Source organism: Streptomyces sp. NPDC048560 (assembly GCF_040650955.1).
GTDB lineage: Bacteria > Actinomycetota > Actinomycetes > Streptomycetales > Streptomycetaceae > Streptomyces.
In genome coordinates, this window is record NZ_JBEZIJ010000002.1 from 563,741 (window position 1) to 582,670 (window position 18,930).

Sequence of the window (18,930 nt, forward strand, 5' to 3'; positions counted from 1 at the left end):
CAGGGCGCTCACGAGGTCGGCAGCGCCTGCATGGCCTCGATGAAGGCGTCCTCGTCCATCGAGCCGTTGAAGAACTGCTGGAGGGACTGGTGCATCGTGGTGGCCGCCGACTGGGGGTACGCCTGGTCCCAGGAGAGCTGGAACGCCGGGGCGGCCTTGACCAGGTCGTACTGGAACTTCGCGAACTCGGGGCTGGCGGCGGTGTCCAGGAAGCCCTCGGTGTTCGTCGTGGTCGGCAGGTTGCCGATGTTGAGCTGCGCCTTGACGAACTGGTCCGAGTACATGAGCTTCAGGAACTCGGCGACGGCCCGCGGGTGCTTCGTCTTCTTCAGCACGGAGTAGAAGTTGTTGGTGTTGCCGACGATGTTCGCCTGGTCACCCTTGCCGCCCTCGACGGACGGGAACGCGCTGTATCCGAGATCGTTCTTCGCGAACTCGGGGTGCGCGTCCTGCTGGGTCGAGTACTCCCACGAGCCCATCAGCTCGAACGCGGCCTTGCCGGTCGCCAGGAGTGTGGGAGAACCCTGGTCGGTGAACTTCACCGAGTCGTAGTTGGTGCCGAACGCCCCGGCGTCCACCAGCTCCTTGATCTTGCTCAGTGCCTTCCTGCTGTCCGGGCTCGCCCAGGCGTCCTGGTCGCCGTCCAGGGCCTTCTGGAAGAGCTCCGGGCCGGCGATGCGGTCGTAGAGGTACTCGAACCACATCAGCGTCGGCCACCGGTCGCCGCCGCCCAGGGCTATCGGGGTGACGCCGTCGGCCTTCAGCGCCTTGACCGCGGCCAGCAGGTCGTCCCAGGTCTTCGGGGGCTCGACGCCCGCCTTCTTGAGGACCTTGCCGTTGTTGAACAGCAGCACGGGCTGCGTACCGCGCATGGGGACGCCGTAGGACGTGCCGTCGAGCACCGCGCTGTTGAACACGGACGGCAGGAACTTCGCCTTGAGGTCGGGCTCCTTGGCGATGAAGGGGTCCAGCGGGAGCAGCAGACCGGCATCGACGAACGGCTTGATGCTGCCGCCGCCCCAGTTGAAGAAGACGTCCGGCGCCTGCTTGCTGCTGATGATCGTCTGGAGCTTGGCCTGGTAGTCGGCGCCCGGGATCGTATCCAGAACGGCCTTCACCTTCGAGGTCTTGTTGAAGGTGGCGACGAGCTCCTTCTCCACCTTGTTCGTCGCGTCCCCGTAGACCAGGACGTGGATGGTGTCGTCGCCCGCCGCGTCGGAATCCCCTCCGCACCCGGACAGGGACAGCACCAGAGCCAGCGCGGCACCACCGACGACAACGGTCCGCGAGAACCGTGCGCGTTGCTTCATCGACTCGCCTCTCGAAACATTTTCGGTACGATTACCGAAACTTCCTGAGTCGGGACGCTAGGACCCCTCATCTGGGGGGTCAACCCTCGGTCGCCGCGTTATCAAAGCGTTACGCCTCGGCGGCAGTTGTTTCGTGCTTTATGCTCCTCGCCATGCGCGATGACGAGGAAATGGGCCGCATCACCCTCGCCCAGGTGGCCCAGCAGGCCGGCGTCTCCATTTCGACAGTTTCGAAGGTCCTCAACGGGCGGCAGGACGTGGCGCCCCCCACGAGGGTCAAGGTGGAACGCCTGCTGGAGGCGCACGCCTACCGGCGCACCACACGGTCGGCCCGCGAGGCGCCGCTCATCGAGATCGTGTTCCACGAGCTGGAGAGCATCTGGGCGATGGAGCTGATCCGCGGGGTGGAGAACGTCGCCAAGGCGCACAACGCCGGGGTCGTCCTCACCGAGAGCGGAACCCGCCACTCACCCAGCCCCGACTGGATGGAGGCGATGCTCCAACGCAGGCCACTCGGGGTCGTCCTGGTCTTCTCCGCCCTGCCCAGCGAGGTGAAGCAGCAGCTCAGGGCGCGCTCGATCCCGTTCGTCATCATCGACCCGGCGGGCGACCCCGACCCCGACGTACCCTCGGTCGGCTCGGCCAACTGGAACGGCGGACTGGCCGCCACCCGGCATCTCATCGAGTGCGGGCACCGGCGCATCGGGATCATCACCGGACCCGAGGACATGCTGTGCTCCCGCGCCCGGCTCGACGGCTACCGGTCGGCGATGACCATGGCCGGGCTGGAGGTCGACCCCGGACTCATCCTGTTCGGCGACTTCCACGTGGAGGGCGGATACGACCGCGCCGCCGAGATGCTGTCCCGGCCCGAGCGGCCCACCGCGATCTTCGCGGGCAGCGACCTCCAGGCACTCGGCGTACTGGAAGCCGCCCGGGTGCACGGCCTGCGCGTCCCCCACGACCTCTCGGTGGTCGGCTACGACGACGTGTCCATCGCCCGCTGGGCCAGCCCCGCACTGACCACGGTCCACCAGCCGCTGCGTCAGATGGCGGAGGAGGCCGCGCAGATGCTGATGCGGCTGCGGGCCCAGGAACCGGTGTCGACGCGGCTGGAGCTGGCCACGAGCCTGGTCGTACGCAAGAGCACGGCGCCGCCGCCCGCGGAGTGAGCGGCGGCGAGGGGAGTTCCGTTCCCGCCGCACCGGGACGGCACTCCTGGCCCTTAGGTCTTTTGACATAGGTATCTCTTCATACTTATGGTGTCCGTATGTCTGCCCTCAGCGCGTCCGAACAGGACATCCGGCACATCGCGTCCGCGATGACCGCTGTCCTGCCCGCGCTGCACAGGGCGCTCGACCGGCGTCTCGCCCAGGACATCCCGTACCCGAAGCTCCCCGAGGGGCAGCTGGCACTGCTGCGGCTCGTCGGTGACCGCGAAGCCATCACCGTGCGCGCCGCGGCCGACGAGCTGCTGATGAAGCCGAACAACGTGAGCGCGCTGGTGACCCAGCTCGCGGCCCAGGGGCTGCTGGAACGCAGGCAGGACCCGGCCGACCGTCGGATCGCCCATCTGCACCTCACACCGGAGGCCCGTCGGCGTATCACCGCCGTCGGAGCGCTCATGGACGGGTACGTGGCCGAGGCCCTGTCGGCACTGACCGACGGCGATCTCGACGCGATCGGCTCCGCCCTCGGTGCGCTCCAGGGACTGGCACGGCACATCCACGCCGCCTCGCACTGACGAGACCCGCGCGGACCCGCCCCTCCCCTCCCCTCGTTCCACTCCTTTTCAGGAAGCAAGGCATCCGTATGCCCTCCACTGCCGTGGACCACTCCCCCCTGCCCGCGCGCGAACGCCCCGACGCCCCGGCCGGCCGTCGCGGTAACCCCTGGCTGACCCTGGTCGCCGTCGCGTTCGGTCTGTTCATGGTCGGCCTCGACGGATCCGTCGTCGCGATAGCCAACCCTGAGATCGGCCGGGATCTCAACGCCTCCACCGCCGACCTGCAATGGGTCACCAACTCCTATCTCCTCGCGCTGGCCGCCGCGTTGATCCTCGGCGGGAAGCTCGGGGACCGTTTCGGCCGGCGTACGTACTACCTGGCCGGCGTCGCCGGCTTCACCGCCGCCTCGGTCGCCATCGCCCTTGCGGGCTCCATCGAAGGTGTCATCGCGTTCCGTGCCCTGCAGGGCTTCTTCGGCGCGCTGCTGATGCCCAACACGCTCGGTCTGCTGCGCGCGGTGTTCCCGCCGAAGAAGTTCGGTATGGCCGTGGGCATCTGGGCGATGGTGTCCTCGGTGTCCACCGCGCTCGGCCCGATCGTCGGCGGACTGCTGGTGGAGCACGTCAACTGGGAGTCCGTCTTCCTGATCAACCTCCCGATCGGCGTCGCCGCGCTCGCGTTCAGCGCGTACGTCCTTCCGCAGAGCAAGAACCCGGCCGGTCAGCAGCGTTTCGACGTCCCCGGAGTCATTCTGCTGGCGCTCGGTCTGCTCGTCCTCGTCTTCGGTGTGGTCAAGGGCGAGACGTGGGGCTGGAGTTCGGGCTCCACCCTCGCCACGCTCGCCGGCGGCCTGGTCCTGCTCGCGCTGTTCTGCCGGCACGAGACCCGGGTGGCACACCCGCTGCTGCCCATGCGGCTGTTCCGCAGCCCCGCGCTGGCCATCGGCACGGTCATCACCGCGGTCAACTTCTTCGTCCTGCTCGGCGTGATCTTCTTCGTCATGCTGTACCTCCAGAACGTCCGCGGCTTCACCCCCGTCGAGGCCGGTGTCCGGACCCTGCCGCTGAGCCTCGCCTCGGTCGTCGCGGCCCCGCTCGGCGCGAAGGTCACGGAGAGGTTCGGGGCCCGGCTGTCCATGCCGCTCGGCATGGTCCTCCAGGCCGGAGCCTCCTTCGGCCTCCTGGGCTGGGGCGTGCACTCCTCGTACGGCGCCATGTGGCCGCCCTTCATCGCGCTGGGCCTCGGCGTCGGCATGGTGATGGCCGCCTCCTCGGACGCGATCGTCGGCAACGCGCCCGTGAAGGACGGCGGGGTGGCGGGCGGCCTCCAGGCCACCGCGCTCCAGGTCGGCGGCGCGCTCGGCACATCAGTACTGATCTCCCTGATCAGCAGCCGGGTCGGGTCCACCCTGACCGGCGAACTCACTTCCGCCGGAGTCCCCGGCCCCATGGCCGAGGGGCTGCGCGAGGCCAAGGACGCGGTGTCGATGGGCGTCTCGCCGGTCTCGGGTGACATGCCCGCCCAGCTGAAGGCGGCAGTGATCGAGGGCAGCGGCCAGGCGTTCATGAACGGCGTGCACACCGCGGCGCTCGTGACGGGCGTGCTGTGTGTGGCCGGGGCGGTCCTGGCGGCGGTAGGCGTACGCCGCGATCCGGAGGCTCCCGCCTCCCACTGACGGCGGTGGCGGATGGCCAGGCCGGTGGCTACGCGTTCGTGGGGACGGACGCGCCACCGGCCTTTCCGTTTCGGTGAGTTGACCACTCCAGGCCGCGGGGCGAACTGTTCCGGTCGCACCGGTATCAGCCTCGTGGATCCGAGAGATCACGTCATTGGACGGCGCGAACGGTTCCCTCCGGACGCCCTCTTGCCGCAGTGTGTGATCCATCTCGCGTCCGGCCGTCCGGACGTCACCGGATCCCGCACCAGGAGTCGACGATGACCACGCCCGCCACCCCTGCCAGAACTGCCGTTCCCACGCCGTCCGTCCGGGAGCCGTTGATCAGCGGCCTGATCGGCGGCGCGATCGGCGCGGTGATGAGCGCGGGCATCAACTACCTGCTGGTGGGAATGCCGGGCAGCGAGGGCGTCAACGCCGTCAACCACGCGATCTCGGGCCTTCTGACAGGCTTCATCGTCGGCTTCGCGGGCCTGCTCGCCTACCAGCGCAAGGCGGCGGCCCTGGCCCGGGGTACGGCGGCCGAGGCCCCGGCGGAACAGTGACGCACGGGCCGGCGCCAGGGGGCTCCGGCCGGGGCGTACGTGCCCCTGGGCACATCTCGTCCGCGCACCGGCAACCGCCCTCCCCGCCACCGGCCGGCGCGGTGCCGATCCGGTAGATGTCCTGGGCGGGGTGCGCGCGTGCCCGCGCGAAGGCCGGGCCCGTCGGTGCGGCCGGCCCGCGCATCCGAGAGACCGGATCAGGGTCTGCACCGACCCGCCGGGCTGTCACGCTTCACGAGCTCGGTCCCGCTGGTCGTACGTCAGGCCACAGCGCCCGCTCGCCGGTGCCGGCGGCCGGGGAGATCAGGTCGACACGGTTGCGGGACATCCGCCGCGGGCCGCCCTCGCCGTCGCGGGCGGCGCGGCGCACTGCGCGGCCTGGCCCGTGCCGGTGCGGGGCGCCGGTGCCCTGGGGGATGACTCACGCCCGCCGGCCGACGCACGTCGTGCGGCGGGTCGCCCGTCAGCTCTGGGGATGAATGGGATCATACGCCCCATGTCGCCCAAGACACGCCCCCCGGAGAGCTCGGCCACGGCCCGCCTTGTTCTGCTGACACTCGCCGCCGGCCAGTTCCTGATGGCGCTCGACAGCTCCGTCATGAACGTATCCATCGCAGTGGTGGCCGAGGACCTGGACACGACGGTGACGGGCATCCAGGGCGCCATCACCGCCTACACCCTGGTGATGGCCATGTTCATGATCCCCGGCGCCAAGGTCGGGGCGCTGATCGGCCACAAACGCGCGTTCATGATCGGCTGCGCCGTCTACGGCTGCGGCTCCCTCGTCACGGCCCTCGCACCCAGCCTGCCCGTGCTGCTGCTCGGCTGGGCGTTCCTGGAGGGCGTCGGAGCGTCACTCATCCTGCCTGCGATCGTGGCGCTCGTGGCGGGCAACTTCCCCACTGAACGCCGCCCCACCGCCTATGGCCTGGTGGCAGCGGCCGGGGCTGTGGCGATCGCCCTCGGACCACTCATCGGTGGCGTGGCGACGACGTACTTCTCCTGGCGGTGGGTCTTCGCCGGAGAGGTACTGGTGGTGCTCGGCATCGTGGTCCTCGCCCGCCGTATCGCTCCCGTGGCCGTCGGCGAACGCCGACGCGTCGATCTCGTCGGGGCCGCACTCTCCGCGCTCGGGCTCGGGAGCCTCGTCTACGCGGTGCTCCGCTCCGACGAATGGGGCTGGTTCCAGCCCAAGCCCGGCGCACCGTCGTGGCTCGGGGTCTCCCTGGTCGTGTGGCTGATGCTGGCAGGTCTGCTGCTGATCTGGCTCTTCCTCCGCTGGGAGTCCCGCGTGGTGGGGCAGGGCGGGGAGCCGCTCCTGGACCCCGCCATGCTGAGGAACAGGCAACTCACCGGCGGCCTGACGATGTTCTTCTTCCAGTACCTCGTGCAGATGGGCGTGTTCTTCGTCGTACCGCTGTACCTGTCCGTCGCCCTGGGCCTGTCCACGCTCAAGACCGGTGCCCGCCTCCTGCCGCTCTCGCTGACGCTGCTCGCCGCCGCGATCCTGATCCCACGCCTCCTCCCCGACGTCTCACCGCGACGCGTGGTGCGGGCAGGGGTCATCGCCCTGTTCGTGGGAGCGGTGGTCCTCATGGCCGCACTCGACGCCGAAGCCGGTGCGGAGATCGTCACCCTCCCCCTGCTGCTGATCGGCCTCGGGATGGGCGCACTGGCCTCCCAGCTGGGATCGGTCACCGTGTCCGCGGTGCCGGAGGAACAGAGCGCGGCAGTCGGCGGCGTCCAGAACGCCGGCACCAACCTCGGCGCCTCGTTCGGCACGGCACTCGCCGGCTCGATCATGATCGCCGCGCTGTCGACCTCGTTCCTCACCAGCATCGAACAGAATCCGGACATCCCTGCCGACGTCAAGAGCCAGGCGAACGTGCAGTTGCAGAGCGGGGCGACCTTCATGTCGGATGCCCAGCTCAAGGCCGCCCTCGATGAGGCGGGCACGCCCCCCGGGGTGGCCGAGGCCGCGCTCGACGCGAACGCCGAAGCCAGGCTGGACGGGCTGCGGGCCGCGCTGGCCATCCTGGCCCTGACCGCTCTCCTCGCCATGTTCTTCACGCACCGGATCCCCACGACCCAGCCCCGCTCGGCGGAGCCGTAGTCACGGATCACCGAGCCGGTGGCGGGCGTACGCGCGTGGCCTCGCCAGGCCGGGCCGCCTCCCCGTCGTCGTTGAACCCCGGCCGAGGCACGGCCGGGGTTCAACGGGAGGGTGAGTACCGGTCAGCCGGTGAAACCGCCCGCGCCGCAGACCGTTCGTCCACACGCCGGCAGGCCGCACCTCATCGCGGTCTCCGTGGGTCAGGCGGGTCAGCGCTGAAGAGTGAGGACGCCCGGCCGGTACGGCAGTTTGTCGTAATCGCCGCTCGCGGTCGGGGACTTGCCCTGGTAGAGAAACTGCAGGTTGCAGGGGTCGATGGTCATGGTCTGGTCGGGGTTGTCGCGGACCAGGTCACCGTGGCTGATGTCGTTGGTCCAGGTGGCGCCGCTGTTGGCCTTGCCCGCGAAGGGGCTGCTCTCGCTGCCGGCCTGCGGGGTCCACGAACCGCTCAGGCTGGAGGCCGTGAACGAGCGGAAGTAGCGCCCGTTCGCACCCATCGCTTCGACGATCATGAGGTACTGGCTCTGGCCCTGGACCTTGTAGACCTGCACCCCTTCGAACAGGTTGCTCGTCGAGTCGCTCATGATCGTCGTGTACGACGAGCCGAAGCTGCCCGGGAAGTTCCCGATCGGCATGCTCGCCCGGTAGATCTTGCCGTTGTCACCTGCGAAGAACAGGTACATGTTCTGGCCGTCACCGATCAGGGTCTGGTCGATCGGGCCGGTGCCGGAGCCGGAGATGCTGCCGGTGAAGAGCGGCTGCGGTGAGGACCAGCCGTTGGGGTTGGTGGGATCGCTCGACGTGCGGTAGACGAAGGCCGACGCACCCCACTGGTACGCCAGTACCCAGATGTTCTTGGGCGCGAAGTGGAACAGCGTGGGCGCCACCGCGGCCTGGCTCATCCCGGTCTGGCCGGCCGACGCCATGTCGGACCAGTTCGTGAAGGGGCTGAACATCATCGAGCCGTACGACGATCCCGACGAGTTGGACGCGTAGACCAGGCGCTTGCCGTTGTGCATCACGCTGGTGAAGTCCTTCAGCGAGACCCACCCGTTCGCCGGCTGGGCCAGGGCACCCGTCGACGTCCACCTGTACGTCGACGGAAGAGCACAGGTGCCGCCCGTGGACAGGCCGGTCCACTTCTGGCTGCTGCCGCCGTTGCACGTCCGGATCTCCACCGCCGTGCCGTTGGCCGTGCCGGAGCCCGTGACGTTCAGGCACAGCCCGGACTCCACGCCGACGACCGTGCCGTCGGCGTTCACCCGCCACTGCTGGTTCGCACCGCCGGAACAGCTCCAGATCTGCACCCGGGTACCGGCCGCGGTGGCATGGCCGGGAACATCCAGGCACTTACTGCCGTACACGGTCAACTGGTTGCTGTCCGTCAGCGTCCACTGCTGATTGGTCCCGCTCCAGCAGTCGTAGATCTGCAGGTACGTGCCGTTGGCCTGGCCGGCGTCCGGCACGTCGAGACAACGGCCCGAACCAACACCGCGCAAGGCGCCGCTGGTGGCCGCCTGGGCCGGGTTGGCGACGAGCATCGCCGCCAGCGTGACCAGGGCCGCGATAGCGGCGGCGAGCACCGCGGACAGATGCCTGCGGCTGACTTTTCCACTGCGCATGGGGACTTCCCAAACTTGAGTAAGCGGTTCCGGTCGGCCCCGGCAGAGGCTGTCCGGACGGTCGGTGGTGCGCTCCGCTTGATGTGGGCATGACATACAAATGCGCGGCACGCCCCTTGCGGCCCCGGGCTTCGGCGGGCGTGACCTGTGGGTGGCCCACCAGGGATCGGAGTGACTCCGATGCTGTTCGTGATATCGAACAAGGTTCGGAGTGTCGAGCAGTTTGAATAATAGGGAAGCGGCGAGCGCCGTCAATACTTCTCGCATGAATCGCTGACAGCTCCGAAACATTCGGAGACCATGAGGCACGCCGACCGGACAGCCATTTCAGCAGGTGGAAAGGTATTCGCGGTCGGATCGCGGCCGTTCTCGCGGACAGTGCCGACAGGGAAGACCACCTGTCCGGCATCCGTGGCACGCAGTGGCCCGGACCACCGTTCGAAACTTTTCGAACCGACTTCAGGCGATCCGGGGCAATCGAACGGCGAATGTCGCAGAACTTCCCCCTGCCGTCCGTACCGCTCCTCGACGGGGTGGACGTGTGGGAACGCGCCTTCGCACCCTGGGCTTCCAGGCCGCGGCGCCGGTCCGGCCGAGGGCCTCCTCGGCCGGACCCCGTTCAAGCGCTACCGGCGGCTTCGGGCCAGGAGGTAGAGGAAGTACGGCGTGCCGATCACGGCGGTCATGATGCCGGCGCCGAGCTGGGCCGGGGCGATGACCGTACGGCCCATCATGTCCGCGGTGCAGACGAGGACGGCGCCGAGGAGCACCGCGACCGGCACCACGCGGGCGTGCTGCCGGCCCACGAGGGCACGGGCGGCGTGCGGAGCGACGAGGCCGACGAAGCCGATGGTGCCGGCCGCGGCCACGGCGGTGGCGCTGAGCAGCACGCCGAGGACGAGGAAGCCGAAGCGGGCGCGTGCGATGTCGAGCCCGAGGAGCCTCGGGGTGTCCTCGTCGAGGGAGATGAGGTCGAGTTCCGTGCGCCGGGAGAACGCCACGGCCAGTCCGACGGCCAGGGCGACCGCCAGCGGGACCACGTCGGGCAGGGTCCGGCCGTAGGTGGAACCGGACAGCCAGGTCAGCGCCTTGGTGGCGTTGAACGGGTCGGTCAGGATGATGAGCAGGCTGACCAGGGCGGCGGCGCCGGAGTGGATGGCGAAACCGACGAGGACGAGTCTCGTCTGCTGGAATCCGCCGCGCGCGGCGAGCCCGAAGAGGAGCAGGGAGGCCGCCGCCGCTCCGGCGAACGCGGCACCGGCCACGCCCCACCCACCGGCCTGGGGCACGGTCGTCACCAGGAGCACGGCGCCGAGCGCGGCGCCGCCGGAGACCCCCATGATGCCCGGCTCGGCCAGGGGGTTACGGGTCACGGACTGAATGAGCGTGCCCGCCAGGGCGAGGGCCGCGCCCGCGAGGAGCGCGGCGAGGACACGGGGCAGGCGGGTGTCCAGGACGAAGCCGACGGTCTGCCCGGCCCGGCCCAGCGCCCAGTTGGTGACGTCGCCCAGCAACAGCTTGGCGTCACCGAGCAGGACGGCGGCGATGACCACGCCGAAGGACACGACCACCAGGGCGGCGGTGACGGCGAGGAAGACGGTACGGCTCCGGATGCGCAGCCGGTCGACGGCGACACCGGCGGTGTCCCGCAGCCGGGACGCCATCACGATCACGAAGACGGCCCCGACCATGCTGGTGACCACGCCCGTCGGCACGGCGACCGCCGTGTCCGCCGGTGCGAGGAGGCGCAGCAGCACGTCCGCGCCGAGCACCAGCCCGGCACCGACGAGACCGGCGACCGGGATGCCGACGCGCGTCCGGGCGAAGCCGCGGAACCTGCGGGCGAGGGGACGTACGAGGGCGGGCGCGCACAGGCCGACGAAACCGACCGGCCCCGCCAGGGTGACGGCGGTCGTGGCGAGCAGCGCCGCGAGCACGACCGCGATCAGACGGGTCGCGCGGACCGGGACGCCGAGGCCGCGGGCGGCGTCGTCGCCGAGTGCCAGGGCGTCGACCCGGCGGGCGAGGAGCAGCAGCCCGAGGAGGCCGATGACACCGATCGGCGCCATCTGCACGACGCCGTCGAACCCGTTCTGGGCGATGCTGCCCTGGTTCCAGTGGTAGAGGCCCTCGGTCTCCTGTGGGAAGAGCAGGCCGATGCCTTCGGTCACGGCTGTCAGCCCGAGGGTGAGGGCGCTGCCGGCGAGCACGAGGCGGACAGTGCCGGTTCCCAGGCCGGACAGGCCGAGCACGACGGCCGCCGCCGTGAGACCGCCGACGAAGGCGATGCCGGAGGAGGCGAGCAGCGGCAGGGAGACGCCCGTGGCAGCGGTCACCCCGAGGGCGAAGTAGGAGCCCGCGTTGACGGCGAGGGTGTCGGGGGCGGCCAGGACGTTGCGGCTGACCGCCTGCAGGGCGGCGCCCGCCATGCCCAGCACGACCCCGACGAGCAGGCCAGCGGCCATCCTGGGCAGGCGCGAGGCGATGACGACGGAGGCGTCGGTGGAGTCGGCCCGGCCCGCGAGGGCCTTGAGGACCTCGGACGCGCCGACGGAGGCGGTGCCCTGGGTGATGTCGACGAGCGCGAGGACCGTGACGAGGAGCAGAAGTGCGGCCGTCACCGCGGCCGCGCCCGTCCGGGACGTGACCGCCGACGGACGGGTGGCGGGAGTTGTTGCGGTGACGGCCATGGTCCTACTTCTTCGTCAGCTCGGCGACGACCGAGTCGATGTACTTGTTCATCGACTCGGGGCCGCCGAACATCCAGACGCCGTCGGGCAGCCGGTGGACGTTGCCCTCCTTCACGAACGGCAGCGAGGTCCACACCTTGTCCTTGGCGAGCACGCCGCTGAAGGGGGTGCTGGCCTCGTCGCCCTCGTTGCCGATGTAGGCGAAGTGGACGTCGTCGCTCAACTTGGTCAGGCCCTCGACGTCGGTCGTACCGAGGCCGTAGCCCGGGTCGCCCTCGACGGTCCAGGCATTCTTCAGGCCGAGCTTCTCGTTGACCGCACCGATGAGCGAACCGCTGGTGTAAGGCCGGATGGAGACCTGGTTGGAGACGACGTAACCGTCGGCGAAGGCGTAGTTCGCGCCGCCGAGCCCGGCGGCGGCGAGGGCCTTGCTGCCCTCGCCGATCTTCGTCTGGAACTGCTCCTTGAGCTGGCCGGCCTTCTCCGTGGTGCCGGTGGCCTGGGCGAGCAGGTCGAGGTTCTTGTTCATCTGCCCGATCGGGTCGGCCGCGTCGGCGGACTTGACCTCGACCACCGGCGCGACCTTGCGCAGCTGCTTCACCGCGGCCGGCGGCAGGTCGGTGCTGGCGACGATGAGGTCCGGCTTCAGGGCCGCGATCGTGTCCATGCTCGGCTCGCCGCGAGTACCGATGTCCTTCGGCTCGTTCTTCAGCGGAACCGCGGAGTCCCACGTCTTGTAGCCCTTGACGTCGGCGACGCCGACCGGGTTCACGCCCAGCGAGATCAGCAGCTCGACCTCGTGCCACTCGGTGCCGACGACCTTCTTGGCGGGGCCGTTCAGCACGACCTCCTTGCCCGAGGCGTCGGTGAGCGTGACGCTCTTGGCGGCCTTGGTCTTCTTGTCGTCGGCAGCGGGCTCGGTGGTGCCGCAGGCGGTCAGGGTGAGGGCCGCCGTGGTGAGGACCGCGGCGGTGAGGAGGTGTCGTCTCATGAGGAGGTGCTGAGCCTTTCGCTTCGCGTGTGGTGCCGGCCGATCGCACGGGTACGCAGACGGCCGGTGAGGGGATCGGGCTCGACGTCGATGCGGATGCCGTACGTCTCGGTCAACCGCTCCGCCGTCAGGACGTTTTGGGGGAGATCGTCGGCGACGATCCGGCCGGCGTGGAGCAGGACGATCCGGTCGGCGACGGCCGCGGCCTGGTCCAGGTCGTGCAGGACCACGCCCACGGCGATGCCGTGGTCGTCGGCCAGGTCGCGGATGAGGTCGAGGAGTTCGACCTGGTAGCGCAGGTCGAGGTAGGTCGTGGGCTCGTCGAGGAGGAGTACGCGCGTCTCCTGGGCGAGGCAGCCCGCGAGCCAGACGCGCTGGAGCTGCCCACCGGACAGGTGCTCGACACCCCGGTCGGCGAACTCCTCGACGCCTGTGAGGGCGAGGGCCCGGTCGACCGCGGTCCGGCCTCCCGGATCTGCCTTGCCCCAGCGGCCCCGGTACGGATAGCGGCCGAACTCGACCACGTCCCGCACCGTCAGCCCGCCGGGCGTGGGCCGCCCTTGCGTCAGCAGAGCCACCCGCCGGGAGAAGTCACGCGGACTCATCGCGAGCCCGTCCGTGTCTCCGTCGATGACGAGCGAGGCGGTCCGGGGCCGCTGCAGCCGCGCGACCGTCCGCAACAGCGTCGACTTGCCGCTGCCGTTCGGCCCGACGAGGGCGGTCACCTCGCCCGGCGCCAGCCTCAACGACGCGTCGTGGACCACGTCGACACCGTCGTAGGCGACAGTGACGCCCGTGGCCGAAAGCTCATGCCCGCGAGGACGCGGGTCCACGGGTTTCTGTTCACCAAGATGCACGCAGCAGAGGTTAGCCTAACCTAAGCACCTGCCGAAAGGGGGGCTCCCTTGTGAGCACACAAGGCGCTTTCCCGCCATATGCCGGCCGCCTTGAAAGCCCTCTCACGGGCCACCTGATCTGACGCCCTTTCATGAGGTACGTCATGCGTGCGCCCGAGTACCCCGACACCGGCGACGCCGCACCGTCAGCCACCCGACGAGGGCCGGGAGGCGGGTCGACGAACGAGCGGAACCGTCCACGGCGAGACCGCGCACCGCGGTGCGATCCTGGCGATCAGCGGGCTGTGGAGCCGAGGTCGGTCGCTGCGGACGGGCCGGCCCGGAGAGTGAAGACCCGGTCCAGGCCGACGATGCGCAGGATGCGGGCGGTGTTGGCGGGGACTGCGGCCAGGGCCATGTCGCCGCCCTGTTCCATAGCCAGGTTGCGTGCCGCCAGGAATGCGGTGATGCCGCTGGAGTCGCAGAATTCCAGGCCGGCCAGATCGAGGACCAGCAATTGCCCCCCGGCCACGGTCAGGCGGTCCACGGCCTGACGGAGCTCGGGGGCCGTCGCGTGGTCGAGGTCACCGGCGATCTCCAGAACGGGACCGGTGGCTGCGTCTCGGGCAGTGATCGTGAGCGGGCTCATGTCAGGTGTGCACTCGTTGTGTGGGAAGCGGGGCGGGCACGCCGAGGGCGAGCAGCGCGGTGTCGTCGTCGAGTCCGTCGCCGAAGCCGGCGAGGAGCCCGGCCAGAGCGGCGACAAGCGCGTGGGGCCCCGAGGCGGTCTGTGCGGCGGCGAAAGCGCGCAGGGCGTCATCGCCGTAGAGCTCGCGCTCGGGTCCGGTGCGCGCTTCGGTCAGACCGTCGGTGTAGAGCAGCAGGGTGTCGCCGGGCGACAGCCGGGTCCGGGCGGACGCGAACTGCACGTGCGGCAGGACGCCGATGAGCATGCCTCCGGGCGTGGGCAGGTATTCCGCGGTGCCGTGGGCGCGTTGGATCAGCGCGGAGGGATGGCCACCGGAGGCCAGGTGCACGCCGACGTGGTCGCCGGACGGGTGCAGGACGCCGAAGATCGCGGTGCAGTAGCGGGTGTCGCCGCTGGTGTACCGCTCGTGCAGCACTGTGTTCAGGGTGGTCAGAACGGTGACGGGGTCCGGGTCGTGCAAGGAGGCCGCCCGCAGCGTGTAGCGGGTCAGCGAGGTGACAGCGGCAGCCTGGGGGCCCTTGCCGCACACGTCGCCGAGGAAGAACGCCCATCGGTCCGCGCCCAGGGGGAACAGGTCGTAGAAGTCGCCGCCGAGGAGTTCCGGAGAGGCGGTGTGATAGTAGGAGTCGGCTTCGAGGCCCGGAACCGTGGGCAGTTCGGCGGGCAGCAGGCTCTGCTGGAGGACGGCGAGAGCTTCCTGGAGCCGTTCGCGGTCCGCCTCGGCCCGCCGGCGCGCCTCTTCCGCCGCCTGACGTCCGCGCAGCAGCTCGATCTCGTAGGCGCGGCGGTCCCGGGCGTCGAAGACCGTGGTGCGGACGAGCATCGGTCCGCCGTCGTCGCCGGTCTTCACCTTCGAGGTGACGAGCACCGGCATCCGCTGCCCGTCGGTGGCCTTGATGTCCAGGGCGATACCGCTGACTTCACCGTTCATCTGCAAAAGCGGGGCGAAGTGGGTCTCGTGGTACAGCCTGCCGCCCACGGTGAGCAGATCGGTGAACCGCATCCGGCCCACCACCTGCTGCCGCGAAAGACCCAGCCACGCGAGAAGGGTGGCATTGATCTTCGCGATGGTGCCGTCCATCAGCGTCGACAGGTAACCGCAGGGCGCCTGTTCGTACAGCTCTTCCGCGCTGTCCTCCAGCAGGGCGGTAAAGGCCACGTCGGTGGCTTCCCTGCCTTGCTCCCTGTCCGGAAATTTCGCCCTGTCCGGATACTGATCGCTGCGGCTCATCAACGGGCTGCCTCTATGAAGTCGGTGATCGCCACCACGGTGGCCTGCGGAGCGCTCAGTTGGGGGCAGTGCCCCGTCGCCTCGAGCGTGACCAGGTGGCTGCCCGGAATCGCGGCGTTGACATAGGCGCCGACTTCTCGGGGGGCGATCACGTCATGCGTGCATTCCAGCACCAGCGTCGGCACCGCGACCGTCTTGAGGTCTTCTCGACTGTCGGACAGGAACGTCGCGCGGGCGAAGACCCTGGCCATCTCCGGGTCGGTCGCGCAGAACGAGGTGGTCAGCTCCTGGCCGAGTTCGGGCCGGTCCGCATTGCCCATGATCACCGGAGCCATCGCCGCCGACCAGCCCAGATAGTTCGACTCCAGCGATTCCAGCAGTTCGCCGATATCGTCCGCGCCGAACCCGCCCCGGTACCCGTCCTCGTCGATGTAGCGGGGCGAAGGAGCCACCATCACCAGTCGGGAGAACCGATGGGGCGCCTCGGCCGCCGCGAGGACCCCGACCATGGCACTGACCGAGTGCCCCACGAAGATCACATCCCGCAGGTCGAGCTCCTCGCAGACATCCAGCACGTCCGAGGCATAGCCCTCCAACGAGCTGTAGCGCTGCTCACTCCAGGCCGAAGGGTCCGAGCGGCCGGAGCCCACGTAGTCGAAGAGCACCAGCCGGAAGTCCTCTTCCAGCATGGGGACCACCAGGCGCCACATGTTCTGATCACAGCCGAACCCGTGCGCCAGCAGGAGCACCGGTCCGTCCGCACGGCCGGTGACGGTGATGTTGTTCCTGCGGCGGATGTCCGTGCCCGCCGGCTTCCCTTGGGGGTCCGGATCGGAGCCGGAGCCGGGCGCAGGGCCGGGGCCACCGGTCCGGCCGTGTGAGGAGTAGCCGTCCGTAGGTGCAGGCATCATTCAGAACCTTCCTTGACAGGGCACGTACCAAAGAATTCCCGCCGCGTAGGTAATTCGGGGAATCACGACAACGAGCCGAGAGAACGCGAACCGACACCCGTCGACGGCATTCCCACGCATGACTTCACCACGGGAAGCAGGTGCAATGAGGGGCCACACACCCAGAGATGTGGGCCCACGACCGGGAGTGTGCGCCGACGTCAGACCGGGACAATATTCTCGGCCGTCAGCCCCTTCTCCACCGACGCGACGTCGAAGGTGACCTTCTGCCCCTCGAACAATTCATGGAAACCCGGGGCCGCGATGTTCGAGAAGTGGGCAAACACATCGACACCTCCTCCATCCTGCTCGATAAAGCCGAAACCCCTTGCCGCGTTGAACCATTTCACGATGCCGGACGCCATGTCGTATCCCCTTCGGAGGCAGTACGTCCAGACCCGCAAAGCGCGGATAACGGGCCGCCGCGAGGAGGCCCGCCCCGGAATGACCAGAAATACAAAAACGCTTCCGACGGCTGAAAGTGCCGTTGGAGGCGTTTGGGATCTGGAAACCAGGACTGCAACTGAGATCGACAGTAGCACGCCACTGTAACCGATGTGCGCTACACAATTCAATTCTGTTCGCTGCAGTAAAAACGCTCCCCTCGCGGCGCGCTGAACTCTCATCTCGCGGTCACAACTATTAATCCACCCGGAGCATGATGTTTCGGGAATTATGGTCGCCGTTCGCGAACACGGTCGAGGCAGCGGGTGGCTGCACGACGACGGCGGCCGCAGGAAGGGTGGAGCGGGGTGCCCCTCGATGTCGAGACCGGCATGACGGCGCTGCGCCCTTGCCCACCGGCTCAAGAATCGCCACGCACTCCACGTGCCACGTCATCGGAAGGGTGTGCGCCGGGGCCGGACCCACGAACGCGCAGGTAGTCGGCGTTTCCGCGGGCCTTTGCCCGTCCGTTGAGAGACCCTGAGCGTCAAACGAGCGTCATGACGGCCGGCTTCCGGGCGTGGTTGTCCGACGCACGTCCGACCGGCTGCGCATCCGTTCAGGGCCCTGCGGTGCAAATGGCACCTGCCCGGCAGGGTCTGGCCCCGCCCACCCGAATGAGGGCCTGTGCGCCGGCGAGAGGTGAGGAGGAGTGCGATGACCGTGCACGGGCCCGACGAGAAGGGTGAGGCGACCACTCGTGCTCCCGGGAATGCGGGAGGCCGGGACGGGTCGATGACCTTGGCGAAGATGCTGGCGGCGGCGGAAGCCGCAGCGCCCGTGGAGTCGCTGGACGTGGTCGCGCGCATACTCCAGGAGTACCTGGGGGCCGCGTCGGTGTCCTTCCTGATCACCGACTTCACCGGCGGGTCGGTCGTACGGCTGGGTGCGGCCGGCAGCGTCGACACCGAAGAACCCGCCCGGCGCATCACTCTGCGGGGCACCTTGTACGACGACGTCATCCGCACCCAGCAGCCGAGCGTGGAGGGCGAGGGCAAGGGCGAGGGATCACTGGTGCGAGTCGTGGCCCCGGTGACCAACCGCGGGGACGCCATCGGGCTCCTCGAACTTTTCCTGCGCGCGGCGCCGGATGCGGAGGTGATGCGTGAGATCGGCGAGACCGCGCACGCCCTGGCGTACATCGTCATCGCCAACCGGGCCTTCACCGACGTGTACCAGTGGGGCCGCCGGACCATCCCTCTGAGCCTGGCCGCGGAGATCCAGCACCGGTTGCTCCCTTCCTCCCTGGCGTGCGAGGCCGCACAGTTCGCGGTGGCCGGAGCGCTGGAGCCTGCCGAGCACGTCGGGGGTGACACCTTCGACTACGTGATCGACCGGGACACCGTCCAGCTCTCGGTCACCGATGCCATGGGGCACGATGTCGGCGCCGCCCTGCTGGCCACCCTCCTCGTGGGCGCCCTGCGCCGGGCACGCCGGGCCGGTGCCGACCTCGCCGAACAGGCCCAGCAGGCCGACCAGGCCGTGCGCGAGCACGGCCTGCACGGCTACGTCACCGGCCAGCTCCTGCGCATCAGCCTGATCGACGGCACGACCGAGTTCGTCAACGCCGGCCACCCGTGGCCGCTGCTGATGCGGGACGGACAGGTTCAGGAGATCGTGCCGGAGGTCGATCTGCCCTTCGGCGTCGATGCCCCTCACACCTACCGGGTCCAGTCGATTGACCTGCGGCCTGGTGACCGGCTGGTGATGCTGACCGACGGAATGCTCGAGCGCAACGCCGACAACCTCGATCTCTCCGACCTGATCGTGCAGACCCGCGAGCTGCACCCCCGCGAGGCTGCCCGCACCCTTGTCGCGACGATCGCCGGCGCCAGCGACGGCCACCTCCAGGACGACGCGACCGTCATGTGCCTGGACTGGCACGGCATCGGCCATTCCCGGCGGCACGCCGACACCGGTGCCGACCTCACCGACGCCTCCGCCGCGTCACCGGCCGACCGGCCGACCGCTCGTGAGCAATGACCGACCGCACGTTCCTGCTCACCGCGGTGCTCCCGCTCAGAACCTCGCGCTGAGGGCTGACGTTTCGCGGCTCGGACGGCCACGCTCCCGCCCCCGGCAACCCT

15 protein-coding genes are annotated in these 18,930 nt (G+C 69.4%); 6 read left to right on the top strand and 9 right to left on the bottom strand.

Going from position 1 to position 18,930, the window contains the following annotated elements; translation table 11 throughout:
* Positions 1–8: 8 nt before the first annotated feature.
* Positions 9–1,310 carry an extracellular solute-binding protein gene (locus tag AB0C82_RS09290; protein ID WP_362838011.1) on the bottom strand — a complete coding sequence of 434 codons (1,302 nt, stop codon included), beginning with the start codon at positions 1,308–1,310 and terminating at the stop codon, positions 9–11.
* A gap of 140 nt (positions 1,311–1,450) precedes the next feature.
* Between AB0C82_RS09290 and AB0C82_RS09295 the strand changes: the two genes are divergently transcribed.
* The 5 genes from AB0C82_RS09295 (at position 1,451) to AB0C82_RS09315 (ending at position 7,370) form a co-directional block, all read left to right on the top strand.
* Positions 1,451–2,482 carry a LacI family DNA-binding transcriptional regulator gene (locus AB0C82_RS09295; protein ID WP_362838014.1) on the top strand — a complete coding sequence of 344 codons (1,032 nt, stop codon included), beginning with the start codon at positions 1,451–1,453 and terminating at the stop codon, positions 2,480–2,482.
* A gap of 98 nt (positions 2,483–2,580) precedes the next feature.
* Entirely contained in the window at positions 2,581–3,054 is a 474-nt protein-coding gene (locus AB0C82_RS09300; protein WP_362838017.1) for a MarR family transcriptional regulator, read from the top strand.
* 68 nt (positions 3,055–3,122) lie between these two features.
* Positions 3,123–4,712: an MFS transporter gene (locus tag AB0C82_RS09305; RefSeq protein WP_362838020.1), complete on the top strand. Its 1,590-nt coding sequence runs from the start codon at positions 3,123–3,125 to the stop codon at positions 4,710–4,712.
* A 260-nt stretch (positions 4,713–4,972) separates the two neighbouring features.
* Positions 4,973–5,257, top strand: coding sequence for a hypothetical protein (locus tag AB0C82_RS09310; protein WP_362838022.1), 285 nt, complete (start codon positions 4,973–4,975; stop codon positions 5,255–5,257).
* Positions 5,258–5,753: 496 nt separating this feature from the next.
* Positions 5,754–7,370 (top strand): MFS transporter, encoded by a 1,617-nt coding sequence (locus AB0C82_RS09315; RefSeq protein WP_362838024.1) that lies wholly within the window; start codon positions 5,754–5,756, stop codon positions 7,368–7,370.
* A 209-nt stretch (positions 7,371–7,579) separates the two neighbouring features.
* Here AB0C82_RS09315 and AB0C82_RS09320 read toward each other — a convergent pair whose 3' ends face one another.
* The 8 genes from AB0C82_RS09320 to AB0C82_RS09355 form a co-directional block, all read right to left on the bottom strand.
* The gene (locus tag AB0C82_RS09320) at positions 7,580–8,992 is read right to left on the bottom strand and encodes a non-reducing end alpha-L-arabinofuranosidase family hydrolase (protein ID WP_362838027.1); all 1,413 of its coding nucleotides are present in this window, start codon (positions 8,990–8,992) and stop codon (positions 7,580–7,582) included.
* 626 nt (positions 8,993–9,618) lie between these two features.
* Positions 9,619–11,682 carry an iron ABC transporter permease gene (locus tag AB0C82_RS09325; protein WP_362838030.1) on the bottom strand — a complete coding sequence of 688 codons (2,064 nt, stop codon included), beginning with the start codon at positions 11,680–11,682 and terminating at the stop codon, positions 9,619–9,621.
* 4 nt (positions 11,683–11,686) lie between these two features.
* Positions 11,687–12,673 (bottom strand): iron-siderophore ABC transporter substrate-binding protein, encoded by a 987-nt coding sequence (locus AB0C82_RS09330; protein ID WP_362838032.1) that lies wholly within the window; start codon positions 12,671–12,673, stop codon positions 11,687–11,689.
* Positions 12,670–13,530: an ABC transporter ATP-binding protein gene (locus AB0C82_RS09335; protein WP_362838035.1), complete on the bottom strand. Its 861-nt coding sequence runs from the start codon at positions 13,528–13,530 to the stop codon at positions 12,670–12,672. The genes AB0C82_RS09330 and AB0C82_RS09335 overlap by 4 nt, the downstream gene beginning before the upstream one ends.
* A gap of 274 nt (positions 13,531–13,804) precedes the next feature.
* Positions 13,805–14,158 (bottom strand): STAS domain-containing protein, encoded by a 354-nt coding sequence (locus tag AB0C82_RS09340; protein ID WP_362838037.1) that lies wholly within the window; start codon positions 14,156–14,158, stop codon positions 13,805–13,807.
* A gap of 1 nt (position 14,159) precedes the next feature.
* Positions 14,160–15,449 (bottom strand): SpoIIE family protein phosphatase, encoded by a 1,290-nt coding sequence (locus AB0C82_RS09345; RefSeq protein ID WP_362838039.1) that lies wholly within the window; start codon positions 15,447–15,449, stop codon positions 14,160–14,162.
* A complete protein-coding gene (locus AB0C82_RS09350) occupies positions 15,449–16,360 on the bottom strand; it encodes an alpha/beta hydrolase (RefSeq protein ID WP_362838042.1) in 912 nt (303 codons plus the stop codon). Before AB0C82_RS09350 ends, AB0C82_RS09345 begins: the two co-directional genes overlap by 1 nt.
* Positions 16,361–16,560: 200 nt before the next feature.
* On the bottom strand, positions 16,561–16,764 hold the full coding sequence (locus AB0C82_RS09355; protein WP_362838044.1) for a cold-shock protein: 204 nt from the start codon (positions 16,762–16,764) through the stop codon (positions 16,561–16,563).
* An 814-nt stretch (positions 16,765–17,578) separates the two neighbouring features.
* On the opposite strand from AB0C82_RS09355, the gene AB0C82_RS09360 reads away from it, so the two are divergent.
* Complete coding sequence (locus AB0C82_RS09360; RefSeq protein WP_362838414.1) at positions 17,579–18,826, top strand: PP2C family protein-serine/threonine phosphatase; 1,248 nt, start codon at positions 17,579–17,581, stop codon at positions 18,824–18,826.
* Positions 18,827–18,930: the final 104 nt, after the last annotated feature.